Consider the following 13,483-nt stretch of genomic DNA (forward strand, 5'->3'; position numbering starts at 1 on the left):
AATAAAAAAGCTATGGCAACGCAGCAAGGGCCTTCCCCCACGGCCAAGCACCCAATCACCGGGCAGTCGCGGCTGGTTTACCTGAAGAACATTATTACCAATCCTAATATTCTCGTTGGTGACTATACCTATTACGACGATCCTGTTGATCCAGAAGGCTTTGAGCGCCACGTGCTCTACCACTTTGACTTTATTGGCGACAAGCTGATCATTGGCAAATTTTGCGCGATCGCCTCAGGGGTCACCTTCATCATGAATGGGGGCAATCATCGCACCGATTGGTTCACCAACTATCCTTTTCCGGTTTTTGGCAATGGCTGGGAGGAAGCTATGCCGGAAACCTGGCCCGACAAAGGCGATACGGTGATCGGCCACGATGTCTGGCTGGGCTACGGGGCGACTTTGATGCCGGGGGTACATGTAGGTGACGGCGTGATTGTGGCGGCTAAGGCAGTGGTGACGCGAGATGTTGAGCCATACACGATCGTAGGGGGCAATCCGGCAAATCTGATTCGCCCTCGATTTGAACCCAATGTGGTGGCGGCCCTGCTAGAGATGCAGTGGTGGCACTGGGAGATTGAGAAGATTACCCGCCATGTCAAGGCTATTTGCGGTGGAGATCTGGCGGCGCTGCGGCAGGCGCTCTAGAGCTTGGCAAATTTACGATATGAAACATGAGGCTGACCAGCAGAGCGCTATGCTAAGCCTGAATAGGATTACGACTTTTTATAAATCTGCTGACATACTGCTTAGAGAGCATGACCCTACAGACGGTTCAGCCCAATAACAAGAAACTTTGGCTAGCGGCGATTAAGCCCCCCATGTATAGCGTTGCCGTGATGCCTATCTGTGTCGGCACGGCAGTGGCTTTCTTTGAAACCCGGATATTTCATCCAGGCATCTTCACTATTTTTTTGCTTGCCGCCATCCTGATTTTGGCCTGGGAAAATCTCAGCAACGACGTGTTTGACTCAGACACCGGCATTGACGTTAACAAAGCTCATTCGGTGGTGAATTTGACCCGCAGCCGCTCGTTGGTGTTCTGGCTGAGCAATCTTGTCTTGGCGCTGGGAATATGCGGCATCTTAGCGATCGCCCTGTGGCAGCGAGATTTTACGGTGCTGGGGCTGATTCTGCTCTGCTGCCTGCTGGGCTATGTCTATCAGGGGCCGCCTTTTCGCTGGGGCTATCAGGGGCTAGGAGAAATTCTTTGCTTCTTCAGCTTTGGGCCGCTGGGCGTGGGCGCGGCCTATTACAGTCAGGCCCAAACCTGGTCGGTGACGGGGCTAGCCGCTTCGGTGATTATCGGCATTACTACATCGCTGGTGCTGTTTTGCTCCCACTTTCATCAGGTAGAAGATGATTTGGCGGCGGGTAAGCGATCGCCCATTGTCCGCATGGGTACCTGGCGCGGGGCGCTGCTGCTGCCCTGGATCGGCGGCAGCGTGTTTGCTATTGCGATCGCTTTTGTAGGGCTGGGCTTTTTCCCAGCGTGGACGCTGCTGGTGCTGGCGAGCCTGCTGCCGGTAGTGCGGCTGTGTCAGCACGTGCGCCGCTACCATAATCAGCCGACACGAGTCCATGACGCCAAGTTTGTAGCGATCGCCTTTCACTTCTGGAGCGGCCTGCTGCTCTGCCTGGGCTTTCTGATTCCCCATGCTCTACCGCTGTGAGTTTCGCCCTTACCGCCGTCCTTTTCGCCAACCGCTGCAGACCCGGCATGGCGCCTGGACACTGCGAGAGGGGATCATTCTGCGGCTGTGGGATGAAGCGGGCCAGGTGAGCTATGGCGAGATTGCGACGCTGCCCTGGTTTGGTACTGAAACCCTGGCCGAGGCGTTGGACCTTTGCCGTCAGCAGTCAGCGGTGACGGCGGCGGCGATCGCCCAGATACCCCACACTCTACCTGCCTGTCAGTTTGGCTTTGGTGCAGCAGCGGCTCAGCTAGGGCAAAAGCCAAGGGCTGAATTTACGGCGCAGACTATTTGTGGCTTGCTGCCGACTGGCGCTGAGGCGCAGACCGCGTGGCAACCGCTCTGGCAGAGCGGCCACCGCACCTTCAAGTGGAAGATTGGCGTAGCCGAGATCGCTGACGAACTGAGTGAATTGGAAAAGCTAGCCGAGAAATTGCCCCCGGCAGCTAAGCTGCGACTGGACGCTAACGGCGGCCTGACGTTTGAGCAGGCGCAGACCTGGCTACAGACCTGCGATCGCCTGCAGATTGAATTTTTAGAACAGCCCCTACCGCCTGATCGACTTCAAGAAATGCGGCAGCTCAGCGATCGCTATCAGACCCCTATTGCCTTAGACGAGTCGGTTGCTACGCTAAAAGATCTCAAATACTGCTATGACCAGGGCTGGCCGGGATTATTTGTGGTGAAAGCGGCGATCGCGGGTCTGCCGGAGCCACTTTACCAGTTTTGTCAAAGCTGCCGCGATCGCCTAATTTTTTCCTCAGTGTTTGAAACCCCCGTTGCCCGGCAGGCTGTTTTAGCCTTAGTCACTCAGCTTTATCCAGAAGCAAGTTCTCTGCCCTATGCCTTGGGCTTTGGCACCCAGCAGTGGTTTGCCGACTCGTTTGATTCCGACTTTGAGCAGCTATGGCAGAGTTTGTGAGTGCGGCAGCTCTGCTCCAGCAGCGCTGGGGCGATGACTGGCTGATTGGGGCTGATAGCCAGCGATTCTGGCAGGCGGTTGAGGCGCGATCGCAGCAGGTCACTCAGCTCCGGCAGCCGCAAGTTCTCTTGGCAGAAGCCGATCCCGTTCTCTTTTTGGCCGGTTTCATGGCGGCATGTCGCTGTGAAGCCACCTTATTTTTAGCCAATCCCGACTGGCAAGCCCAAGAGTGGCAGCAGGTAGCCCAGCAGGTTGGGCCTGTTCAGGTCTGGGGGCGATCGCCTATTGCTGCAGTCCAACAGTCGTCCTTGCCAATGTCTCAAATAGGCTTCAGGGTTTGTATTCCCACGGGCGGTTCTTCTGGGCGAATTAAGTTTGCTGTCCATACCTGGGAAACCCTATGGCAAGCAGTTCAGGGCTTTCAGCAGCACTTTCAGGTTGCCTCAGTTAGCACCTACTGCACGCTGCCGCTCTATCATGTCAGCGGCCTGATGCAGGCGCTTAGGTCTTTCATTTCAGGGGGGCGACTGGTGGTTCAGCCTTTTAAGTCGCTAGAGCAGGGCAACCGACTGCTGGCAAATCCGGCTGACTGCTTTATTTCCTTAGTACCTACCCAACTGCAGCGCTTGCTGAATACAGGTGAGGTTGTGGCCGACTGGCTAGGACGCTTTCAGGCCGTTTTGCTGGGGGGTGCTCCCGCTTGGCCGCAGCTCCTAGCGCAGGCGCGGCAGCAGCAAATTCCGCTGGCCTTGACCTACGGCATGACTGAAACAGCGGCTCAAATTGCCACCCTGCTGCCAGCAGAATTTTTTGCAGATAACACCAGTAGCGGTAGACTACTGCCCCACGCTCGGATAGAGATTTTAGGAAAGGCTGGCAGTTCTCTACCTGCTGGACAAGTGGGACAGATAGCGATCCAGGCGCGATCGCTCCATTTGGGCTACTATCCCCATTTTTCAAGCTCCAATTCTCAGCCAGAGAGTCTCTCTTTTCGACCCGACGATTTAGGATTTTTGGATGCGGCAGGCTATCTGCATGTCGTCGGGCGCCACAGCGACAAAATTATCAGCGGCGGCGAAAAGGTGTTTCCGGCAGAGGTCGAGGCAACTATCCGAGCAACCGGCTTGGTGCGGGATTTGTGCGTGATCGGTCTAGTCGATCCGGATTGGGGACAAGCGGTAACGGCGGTTTATGTGCCGACTCAGGCCAGTGTTTCAGCGGCGGCGATCAAGCGGGCGATCGCTCCCCAACTCACTGCTTACAAGCATCCCAAACGCTGGATTGCGGTAAGCCGACTTCCCCGCAGCGCCCAGGGCAAGCTCAACCGTCAGGAAGTTATTAGCATAGCCCAGCGTGCTAGTCATCTATTGGCCCTGCAGGGGGCTAGTCAGCGCAGCTAAGTTTCTATGACTGATTGAAGATGATTTCCCTGCCTAGATATGATCAAATGTAGGCGATCGCAATTGTTTTCTGGGTTAGAACCTCAGCGTCGTCCACCCGGGGTTAAAACCATTTAGATCAGAGCTTTTGTTCTCCGTAAGGTGAGCTGGAGCTAACAGTAAATTGGGAGAAAATCGATGGCTGACAACCTAGCGCAGCAAAAATGTAGTGCTTGCACAGGCGATTCTCCGCCCATCACCGAAGCGGAAATTCAGCAGCTCAAGCCCCAGATTCCAGACTGGCAAATTCAGGAGCAGGATGGTGAAAAGCGGCTTTCACGGGCATATAAATTCTCCGATTTCAAGCAGGCGCTGGCCTTTACCCAGCGGGTAGGCGAAGCTGCTGAGGAGCAGGGACACCACCCGGCGCTTTTGACCGAGTGGGGCAAGGTGACGGTGACGTGGTGGACTCACGCCATTAACGGCTTGCACAAAAATGACTTTGTAATGGCGGCGAAGACTGACGAAATTGCAGCTCAGATGTCTTAAAAAGCTAAGGCTCGCGATCGCGCACCATAAACTCAACCTGCGGCGTCAACGGATCTTTCACCAATCCCACGCCGCGAAAGCTCCAGCGATCCATGACCTGAGTGAGCTGCGTTCCTGAAACTGGCTCTAGGGCAAAGCGCTCAGCTATATCCTCTGCGTGAGTGTTGAGATAGCTCATAGCTTCATAATCTGCTTGAAACAGGAGGAGAAAACTGCCAGTTGACGCTTCGTCCGTACGCGGTCGCGCGGCTAGGTAGCGGCCATCTATATTGGAGCGCAGCAGGTAATAGCTCTTAGAAAACATAGTCGATATACAATCAGGGGCTTTAGCAGCTTGGGGCGATCGCTTAGTTCATCTCCGTTAGCTTGATTCTGGGATCAACGAATGTTAAGGCCAAATCCGCCAGCAGGTTACCGACAATCAGCATCACTGCGCCCATCATCAGGCTAGCCATTACCAGGTACAAATCCTGAGCCTGCACCGCCTGCAGAATTAATCGCCCTAGCCCCGGCCAGTTGAAGTAATTTTCCGTAATAAAGGCACCCCCCAAGAGGGCCGCAAACTCAAAGCCTAAAAGCGTAATCAGCGGATTCACTGCGTTCCGCAGCGCATGAACATAAATCACCCGGTTCTCCGGTAAGCCCTTAGCTCTGGCTGTTTGAATATAGTCTTGCCGCAGCACGTCTAGAAGCTGCCCGCGCATGATTCGCTGTAGACCCGCAAAGCTGGTAATGCTGAGAGCCAGGGTCGGCAAAATCAAATGCCAGCCCACATCTAGCACTTTACCCAGCCAGGTTAAATCGGCGTGGTTAATGCTGGTGCGCCCTCCCACCGGGAACAGAGGCGCGGTGCTTTGGGCCAGAAACAGCAGCAGCAGGCCGGTAATCAGGGTAGGAAAGCCCTGCCCAAGATAGCTCACCACGCGCAAAATGCGATCGGCGAGCTGGTTTTGCTTGACGGCGCTGAGGATGCCCAAAGGCAGCGCGATCGCCCAGGTGACGATAATAGAAGCGATCGAAAGCAACAGCGTGTTGGGAATGCGCTCCCACAGCACTTCAATCACCGGGCGCTGATAGGCAAAGCTAATGCCAAAGTTGAGCTGCGTTACAACCTGAACCAGCCAGCGCCAATATTGCTGCCAAATAGGTTTGTCTAAGCCAAACTGGGCTTCTAGCTGCTGAATGGTTTCGGCTGAAATCTGAGGGTTCTGTCGTTGAGCGGCCAAAAAGTCACCCGGAGCGAGCTGAATCACAAAGAAGCTCAAGGCTGAGGCGAGCAGCAGCGTCAATAAGGCTTGCAAAATCCGCTTGACAACATAAAGCGTGGTGTCGCTAGTCAAAAAGCTTTTGGTAGCCAGATTAAGGTCAGAGAGCTTATTGGACGCTTGAGAAGACCGAGTAGAGGTCATACCAGATTTCTAACTTTAATATTGAACCAGCGTCACGATTGGGACTTTTGGCAATCTTTGACGCCCTGCGAGGAATGTGAGTTCAATGATAAAGCCAAATCCGACTAGCTGGCTGTTGGACTGCTCAATCAGTTTAGCGGTTGCTGAGGCGGTGCCACCCGTGGCGATGAGGTCATCTACTACCAATACCCTGCTTCCGGGCGGGAAAGCATCTTGATGAATCTCAAGGGCATCTCTGCCATATTCCAATTCGTATTCGGCGTAGTGAACCGCCGCTGGCAGCTTACCTGGCTTACGTACAGGCACGAAGCCTAGCCCCATTTTGTAAGCCAGAGGCATGCCAAAAATAAAGCCCCTGGACTCAATTCCAGCAATATAGTCCGGGGCTAGATCGGCGCATTTCTCAGCCATGCTGTCGATCGCAGATTGCAGTCCCTCCGCGTTGGCTAGCAGCGTAGTGATATCTCGAAAGGTGATTCCCGGTTTGGGAAAATCTGGGACGTTGCGAATCAGCGCCTTTAAATCCATAAAGTGGGTGTTTAGCTGGGTTGAGCTTTGAGAGATTAGCGATCTGAGACAAATTTTTCTGTAGCGATTTTCGCTTACCTAGGCCGCACTCGCAAGTCAACAAAATAGGTGCGGAAAGTTCTTCCGCACCTGCTTCAAATTAAATTACGAGTTTGCCTAATAGCTAATCTGGGCCGAAATCAAGATTTCAGCGCCTGTTTATGCTGAAGGTTTAGACAATGAAATCCAATCTAACTGCCTAGACGCGCCACAATATCGTCGCGCAGTTCACGGGGCATTAGCACCCGGCTGACGACGTGAATCACCCCGTTGCTAGCTTGAATATTAGGCTGAACCACGCTGGCGTCGTTGATAATTACGCTGCTATCAGTTACTAACACAGCCAGTCCGCCATTGAGAGATTCCACCTTACCCGTAGAGAGTTCGCCAGAGGTTACTTCGCCAGGAACGACGTGATACTGCAGAACACGCTGTAAAAGATCTTGGTTCTCTGGCAGCAGCAGCAGATCTAGAGCGCCCGTCGGGAGATCGGCAAAGGCGGCATCAGTGGGAGCAAAAACGGTGAAGGGACCTTCTCCAGATAGGGTATTGGCCAGTTCTGCCGCTTGAACAGCTTGAACCAGCGTGTTGAAGGAAGAATTGCTAGAAGCCACCTCAACAATGTTCATGCTGCTGGTATCAACCGCCTGCGGCTCGGTTTCCTCCATTTCGTTCATCGGATCCATCTCTTCCATTGGATCCATTTCGTCCATTGTATCCGTGTCTTCCATCGGATCCATTCCTGCTGGATCCTGTAGGGGGTCAGCCGGCTCCGTTAAATCTCCTTCAGTGGGATCCACGGGTTCCATCTCGCCCATTGGATCCATCGGCTCCGGCTCTTGCAGCGGATCGCTAGGGGCGGTCAGGTCGTCTTCAGTGGGATCAGCGGGCTCCATTTCGTCCATCGGATCCATCGGCTCAGGCTGCTGCAGCGGATCCATCGGATCGGTCGGATCGACTTCCTCAGTGTGGTCGTCCGCCAGCAGCAAATTGGATTGTGCAATCTCCGCCGCAGAGGCCGCCGGAGAGGCGATCGCTAAACCTAGCGTGCCTGCCAGTGCCGCAACGCTCTGAACAGCCTGATTGAAACGAATTTTCATCTTTGATTCCCTTTAATCTAAGGTTTAACGTTTCTTCATAAAATAGTTGGGGGAGAGGATGTTCAACCTCTGCCATTAGACTTAGATTCCGCGGGGGAGATCTCTGACTTGTCCAGGTTTCAGCAGATCACTGTCTAAACTTCTTTCAGGGGCAGATATCCGGAGTTTAGGATCAATGTACGGGCTGCTCTCTAGGTTCATTTTTAGCCAGCGTCTGCGCGATTTACTGAAAGAGCCAGCAGAGTAAATACTTCAGCCCTGTCTGCCTTTGATTTGATCGCGACTTTGCAAAGTACAGGAGCTGGGGATTAATTCTGATGAAATTAAGCTTTTAGCTTTTGAGCGATCGCCGCATGGCGGCACTGACAAGATCAACCCCAAAAGTCAGCAGCACGAAACCGCCCAGCGTCACCGTGAGGCCAGCGTAATCAAAGCTGCTTAACTGCTCGGTCATCAGTCGCCCTAGGCCGCCCGCACCCACCAGTCCAACTACAACCGTCTCTCGCAGGCAGACTTCCCAGCGGTAGAGAATGTAGGCTATGAAGCGCGGCCCGTTCTCTGGCAGGATGCCGTACAAAATCGTTTGCGTTGCAGAAGCACCCAGCGATCGCAGCGATCGTACTGGCCTGTCATCGATATTTTCGTTCACTTCAGCCATCAGCCGTCCCAGGATGCCGAAGTTGTGCAGCCCCAAAGCGATCGCTCCCGGCAAAATTCCTGGAAATAATATATAGAGAAGCACCAGCGCCCAAATAGGCGTCGGCACTGCGCGGCTCACCAACAGGACTAGCCGACTTAGCCCCAGGACACACCAGCCGCCTAAATTTTGGCGATCGCCCTGTCCGACAGGCTGCAGCACTCCCCCTGCTCGCCAAATCGTCTGTGCTGCCAGAAAGGAAAAGACAATGCCGCCGAGTCCTGCCAGCGCAATCCCTAAGACCGACATCGCCACCGTCTGTGCCGCCAGCCCCGCCAGCATTTGCAACTGCTTGCCTGTCAGCGGCTCTGGTCTAGCCTGAACCAGAATTTCCCAGAGCAGCCTGCCGGTGCGATCGCTCCAGAGTTGGCTCCAGTCTAGCTGTAGGCTCCAGAAACTAAGGGGAATGACGAGGGCGAGAACGAAGAGAGATAAGGAGACAAGAGGAGAAGAGGCGCGGCGGGAAGAGGCAGAAAGATAAGAGTATTGCGGTTTTTGCGGGTTTGGTTCGAGAACGGTACTGGCGGACTCTGCCGTCAGGGCCTTAGACAGCCCAGCTTCTGAGGTCTTTCCCCCGCCAAGAGCCAATGTTCTGCTCTTTCCTCCACCTGTCTGACGGCCCCGTCGCGTGTGCAAATCCAATCGGCTCGTAAATCCCAGTCGCCGCCGCAGCCAGCCGCTCCAGGTGTCTACGGCACCGTTGAGTAAGATCAGGGCGTAGAAGCTTGTCCACAGTTCTTCATAGCGGAGAGACTGCAGGCTGAGCAGGATCTGGTAGCCCAGCCCGCCAGCGCCAATTACGCCAAGAATGGCTGCCGAGCGCAGCGAACACTCAAAGCGGTAAAAGCTGTAGGACAGCAGATTGGGGAGTGCCTGCGGCAGTAGGCCATAGAGCAAAGCATTCAGGGGCGGCGTGCCGGCACTAATCAGCGCCTGCAGGGGTTCCTGGGGCGTTTCATCTAAAATTTCGGAAAAAACCTTCGCGACAATGGCACCAAAGGGCACCGCGATCGCGAGCACCGCCACCAGCGGATCTAGCCCCAGAATATTGAGGAAGAAAAGACCCCAAATCAGCTCATGAATGGCACGCGGTACGGCTAGAAAAGCCCGAATTGTCAGCCAAAGAGGCTGCCCAAAACGCTGGCGCTGAGGCTGCAGTGTCCGCCACCAAACGGCAGAAGCCAAAATGCCTGCTCCCAGACCAATCAGCAGGCTGAGCAAGGTGCCGCAAACTGCATAGGCCAGGGTAATGAGGGTGGCTTTACCCGTCAGAGCGAGAAATTCTGGCGCTAGTTCAGGCCGGAGGCTGGCCTGAATGAACTGCCAAAATTGCGGCCAGCCCCCCCAGTTAACTAGCGATCGCTGGCCCCAACCCGTCAGGTACAGAGAGAGGGCGATCGCTGTCACCGTTATGCCGAACCAAGCTGTTCGCCCCGTTCTTAGGCGCGAAGAAAAATTGGGCTGAGCGGGCGTGGCTGACTGACGCAAAAAATCCATTCTGGTTGAGTCTTGGCTCAGGCAAACGGTATGAGGCCAGAAACCTATAGCTGCCGCTATTTGCGATTAATTACCGCCGACTGGAGACAAGGCATAAAGCTGGCTAAACAGGCGATCGCTGGCCTTGGCTGCCGGACAGTCAAACAGGATTTTGCCATTGCGCAGGCCCACAATGCGATCGCAGTGACTCCGGGCAAAATTGATGTCGTGCAGACTGATAACCAAGGTTTTGCCTGTCGTCTCGTTGAGGTGGCGTAGTAAGTTCATTACTTCTTGCGATCGCGCCGGATCAACGCTAGCAATCGGCTCATCAGCTAGGATAGCGGCTGGATTCTGCACCAGTACGCGGGCGATCGCTACCCGCTGCTGCTGCCCGCCTGAGAGGCGATCGGTTCTAGCATAGAGCTTATCAGCAATGCCTACTTGGGCCAGAGCCTGCGCTGCCGAGTTGACCTGTAGCGGCCAGAGCAACGACCAGAGCGCTTTCCACAGCGGCCAACGCCCTAGGTGTCCGGCATTGACGTTGTGAATGACTGACAAATTGCTGACTAAATGGTGCTGCTGATAAACCATGCCGATCTGGCGCTGGATCTGCCGCCGCTGGCGACTCGTCGCTGCCGCCAGGTTCTGCCCTAGCACCCAAACTTCGCCCTCAGAGGGCACTAATGCGCCGTTTAGCAGACTCAGCAGGGTGCTTTTGCCCGCGCCGCTTGGCCCCACTAGCGCCACTCGCTCTTGCGGGTAGATCTGCAGGGAAATATCTGCTAAGGCGGATAGCGAACCAAACCGACAGCTTACCTGTCTTAGCTCAAAGAGGGGCCGCATGATAGCTATTGAATCTTGCCAATCTCTCGGCCCACCTGCTCAATCTGATCGTAGTTGCTGTTTTGAGTTGGGATGAACCGCTCGGCCCCAAACAGCTCTAGAATTTCCTGATGTTCTGGATTGCTAGGGTCAAGCTGGAGCAGAGCCGCCTGTACCTTTTCGACAAAATCTTCGCCGTATTCCGCCTTAACGGCTGGATTAATGACCCAGTGATAGTCATAGTAGGCCGGAGTGCGCCAAATCACCTCCACTTTTTCAGGATCGATCGCCCCTTCCGCTAGACGAGCTTCCCAGACCTGCTCGTTGAGTGCTCCGGCCTCATAAGTGCCAGCCTCCACTAGCTTAATAGTGGCGTCATGATTACCTGAAAAGCCGACTTCTCCTTGGAAATCAGCCAGCGTTATCCCGGCCTGCTGCAAGAAATACTGGGGCATTAGCCGCCCCGACGTTGAAGACTCGCTGCCGAAGGTAAAGGTGCGCTCTTTAAGCTGCGTTAGCTCTGCAATGTCGTCGATTTCTGCTAGGTCACTGCCGGTATTGGCAATGAAGACGCTATGGAACTGGGCGTCAATCTGGCGCTGGGCGATCGCCTCTGCTCCCTCCACCTGCAGCCGCGCCTGTACCCCGGTCAGCCCGCCAAACCAAACCAAATCCAGGTCGCCCACCTTGAAGGCAGTGACGGCAGCAGCGTAATCGATCACAGGCTCATACTCAACCGGCACGCCTAGCTCGGCTGCTAAGTAGTCTGCCAGCTTAGTGTAGAGCCGCTGTAGCTTTTCAGGATCTTGATCGGGAATAGCTCCTACCGTCAATGTCTCAGCGGCTGCATCTGCAGGCACTGAACCCTGGGTTTCGGGGGTTGCTTGGGGGGTACAGGCGGCCAAGGATACTGAGCAGCAAATCAGTAAAACGCGGGCGAGCAAAGAACATCTGGCGGTCATCATGAGTGGTCAATCACAGATTGGGAAAAGGAAATCTCAATTTTGCCGAGCTTGAATTCGGGCTGCTGCCGTGTCACCCTGATGGGCGTTGATCTCAGTGGTGGGGTGGGGATGTCGTCATTTTGGTTTTACAGCTATCCAGAACTCTATGTGGGCACCTTAGTCCGACGGTATAAACGCTTTTTGGCTGACATTGAGCTGGATTCTGGCGTCACTATCACTGCTCACTGCCCCAATACCGGACCCATGACGGGGGTGTGCCAAAGCGGCAGTCGGGTCTTGGTTTCTCGCAGCGGCAATCCTAAGAGGAAGCTAGCATACACCTGGGAAGCAATTGAGGTCAACGATACTGAGCCAACCTGGGTGGGTATCAATACAGCCTTGCCCAACCGGGTGGTGCGCTCCGCCCTAGAAGCTAGACTTTTTCCGCAGCTAGAACCCTACACGGAAATTAAACCTGAGGTGCCCTATGGCCGCGATCGCAAAAGCCGGATTGACTTTTTGCTGACGGGTGGGCCAGTCCCAGTTTACGTAGAGGTTAAAAATACCACTTGGGCGCAGGGGCGCTGTGCCCTGTTTCCTGACACGGTGACAACACGCGGGCAAAAGCATCTGCGCGAGCTGACGGCCCTGCTGCCGCAGGCAAGAGCGGTAATGCTGTACTTCATTAACCGAGCCGATTGTCTGTCGTTTGCCCCTGGCGATACAACCGACCCGGAGTATGGGCAGCTCCTGCGACTGGCGATCGCCCAGGGCGTTGAAGTTTTGCCTTGCCGCTTTGAAATCACGCCCCAGGGAATTTCCTACTTGGGTTTGGCCCCGCTCAAACTGCCGCCACTGGGCTAATCGGGCTATGACAGAAACGCTGGGCTACCGGCAGCATTAAGTCCTTTCTCAGGAAAATTTACAAACTTCCCAAAAACTGAGGACTTTGCATTTCTTATTTTTTATCCGAGTTTTCCCCATCTATTCCACAGAGTTTCCACAGCTTTCCCTAAAGTTTTCCACAGGATAGCTGACGTTTTCCACAGGTTTTTACGCTGGCATCAGAGTCTCACGGATTTCTCTGGATTTTTCAGACAGGGCCGCTAAGCTCTCATAAAAAGCGATCTTTTGTGAAGCAATGTAACGAAGCTAGGCTTCTATGCCTGATTCTTCCGTAAACCTTGAGTTTGTCTGAAGCGTTTCGCAATGCTTCGCAACATTGACAACCCTACCCCCCCATAGCGCACAATGATGCGACCACCAGATGAAAGCGCTTTGGCCTCAGCTTGTATTTTTGTTCCCAAACCTTCGGGAAAAGCACAAGCGTAGGCTAGGTCAGCGCTGCTTTGGGCTGTCTACTTGTCAGCACTGGCGGTCAGCACTAACCCTAAGCACTTAGATTTGTCTGCCTGAAAATTTGCTCCATGCCGTAATTTCTGAGGTTCCTGATGAACACGACGATTAGTATCCTGGCTGAAATTCCTGAAGAACTCCATGAATCGCTCAAATGCTTTCTAGAAACTCACCCTGCGTGGGATCAAGACCGCGTCTTTTCAGCCGCGCTCTCTCTATTTCTGTTGCAAAATAGCGACGGCGATCGCCGCGCTTCGCGGGTCTATTTGGACACCTTGTTCAACTATGCTGCTTAGGCTCCAGGCAGACGTTGAGAATGACTTAATACTTGTTCTCAACGTCTACTCAACGGTCTTCGCAGTTTCTAAGTAGGTGGACTTAACTATTTGTAGGATGGGTCAGCGACAGCGTAACCCGCGCGGGTGTTAGGTTTCGTTCCTCAACCGCGGCCTACATTTACTTCTGTTTAACTGCGCCTATTTACTTATTGAATGCTTAATCGCTAATTTATCTGCACGGCTATTTGGGCTACTTTGAGCATGAATCAAAGAATTGGGCTAGCCGT

Annotated in this window: 14 protein-coding genes; 7 read left to right on the top strand and 7 right to left on the bottom strand. The window is 54.2% G+C overall.

Annotation, left to right across the window (positions count from 1 at the left end; translation table 11 throughout):
* Positions 1-12 precede the first annotated feature (12 nt).
* The 5 genes from QJQ48_RS07520 (at position 13) to QJQ48_RS07540 (ending at position 4,544) form a co-directional block, all read left to right on the top strand.
* The gene (locus QJQ48_RS07520; RefSeq protein ID WP_346290594.1) at positions 13-648 is read left to right on the top strand and encodes a CatB-related O-acetyltransferase; all 636 of its coding nucleotides are present in this window, start codon (positions 13-15) and stop codon (positions 646-648) included.
* Positions 649-758: 110 nt separating this feature from the next.
* Positions 759-1,673: a 2-carboxy-1,4-naphthoquinone phytyltransferase gene (gene menA, locus QJQ48_RS07525; protein ID WP_346290595.1), complete on the top strand. Its 915-nt coding sequence runs from the start codon at positions 759-761 to the stop codon at positions 1,671-1,673.
* On the top strand, positions 1,657-2,616 hold the full coding sequence (locus QJQ48_RS07530; RefSeq protein WP_346290596.1) for an o-succinylbenzoate synthase: 960 nt from the start codon (positions 1,657-1,659) through the stop codon (positions 2,614-2,616). Before menA ends, QJQ48_RS07530 begins: the two co-directional genes overlap by 17 nt.
* Entirely contained in the window at positions 2,601-4,016 is a 1,416-nt protein-coding gene (locus QJQ48_RS07535) for a 2-succinylbenzoate--CoA ligase (RefSeq protein WP_346290597.1), read from the top strand. The genes QJQ48_RS07530 and QJQ48_RS07535 overlap by 16 nt, the downstream gene beginning before the upstream one ends.
* A gap of 177 nt (positions 4,017-4,193) precedes the next feature.
* Positions 4,194-4,544, top strand: coding sequence for a 4a-hydroxytetrahydrobiopterin dehydratase (locus QJQ48_RS07540; protein WP_346290598.1), 351 nt, complete (start codon positions 4,194-4,196; stop codon positions 4,542-4,544).
* A gap of 4 nt (positions 4,545-4,548) precedes the next feature.
* On the opposite strand, the gene QJQ48_RS07545 is transcribed toward QJQ48_RS07540, so the two are convergent.
* The 7 genes from QJQ48_RS07545 to QJQ48_RS07575 all read right to left on the bottom strand — a co-directional run bounded on the left by QJQ48_RS07545 (position 4,549) and on the right by QJQ48_RS07575 (position 11,583).
* Positions 4,549-4,848: a hypothetical protein gene (locus QJQ48_RS07545; RefSeq protein WP_346290599.1), complete on the bottom strand. Its 300-nt coding sequence runs from the start codon at positions 4,846-4,848 to the stop codon at positions 4,549-4,551.
* A gap of 43 nt (positions 4,849-4,891) precedes the next feature.
* Positions 4,892-5,953, bottom strand: coding sequence for an ABC transporter permease (locus QJQ48_RS07550; protein WP_346290600.1), 1,062 nt, complete (start codon positions 5,951-5,953; stop codon positions 4,892-4,894).
* 15 nt (positions 5,954-5,968) lie between these two features.
* Positions 5,969-6,481, bottom strand: coding sequence for an adenine phosphoribosyltransferase (locus QJQ48_RS07555; protein WP_346290601.1), 513 nt, complete (start codon positions 6,479-6,481; stop codon positions 5,969-5,971).
* Between the two features lie 230 nt (positions 6,482-6,711).
* Positions 6,712-7,620 carry a fasciclin domain-containing protein gene (locus QJQ48_RS07560; RefSeq protein WP_346290602.1) on the bottom strand — a complete coding sequence of 303 codons (909 nt, stop codon included), beginning with the start codon at positions 7,618-7,620 and terminating at the stop codon, positions 6,712-6,714.
* A 331-nt stretch (positions 7,621-7,951) separates the two neighbouring features.
* Positions 7,952-9,814, bottom strand: coding sequence for a PhnE/PtxC family ABC transporter permease (locus QJQ48_RS07565; RefSeq protein ID WP_346290603.1), 1,863 nt, complete (start codon positions 9,812-9,814; stop codon positions 7,952-7,954).
* 66 nt (positions 9,815-9,880) lie between these two features.
* Positions 9,881-10,639 (bottom strand): phosphonate ABC transporter ATP-binding protein, encoded by a 759-nt coding sequence (locus tag QJQ48_RS07570; protein WP_346290604.1) that lies wholly within the window; start codon positions 10,637-10,639, stop codon positions 9,881-9,883.
* 5 nt (positions 10,640-10,644) lie between these two features.
* Entirely contained in the window at positions 10,645-11,583 is a 939-nt protein-coding gene (locus tag QJQ48_RS07575; RefSeq protein WP_346290605.1) for a putative selenate ABC transporter substrate-binding protein, read from the bottom strand.
* A gap of 108 nt (positions 11,584-11,691) precedes the next feature.
* On the opposite strand from QJQ48_RS07575, the gene sfsA reads away from it, so the two are divergent.
* On the top strand, positions 11,692-12,426 hold the full coding sequence (gene sfsA / locus QJQ48_RS07580) for a DNA/RNA nuclease SfsA (protein ID WP_346290654.1): 735 nt from the start codon (positions 11,692-11,694) through the stop codon (positions 12,424-12,426).
* Between the two features lie 587 nt (positions 12,427-13,013).
* Positions 13,014-13,214: a DUF2811 domain-containing protein gene (locus QJQ48_RS07585; protein WP_346290606.1), complete on the top strand. Its 201-nt coding sequence runs from the start codon at positions 13,014-13,016 to the stop codon at positions 13,212-13,214.
* Positions 13,215-13,483: the final 269 nt, after the last annotated feature.

It is taken from the genome of Sphaerothrix gracilis Ecp01, from assembly GCF_030405905.1.
GTDB classification, from domain to species: Bacteria; Cyanobacteriota; Cyanobacteriia; order Phormidesmidales; family Phormidesmidaceae; genus Sphaerothrix; species Sphaerothrix gracilis.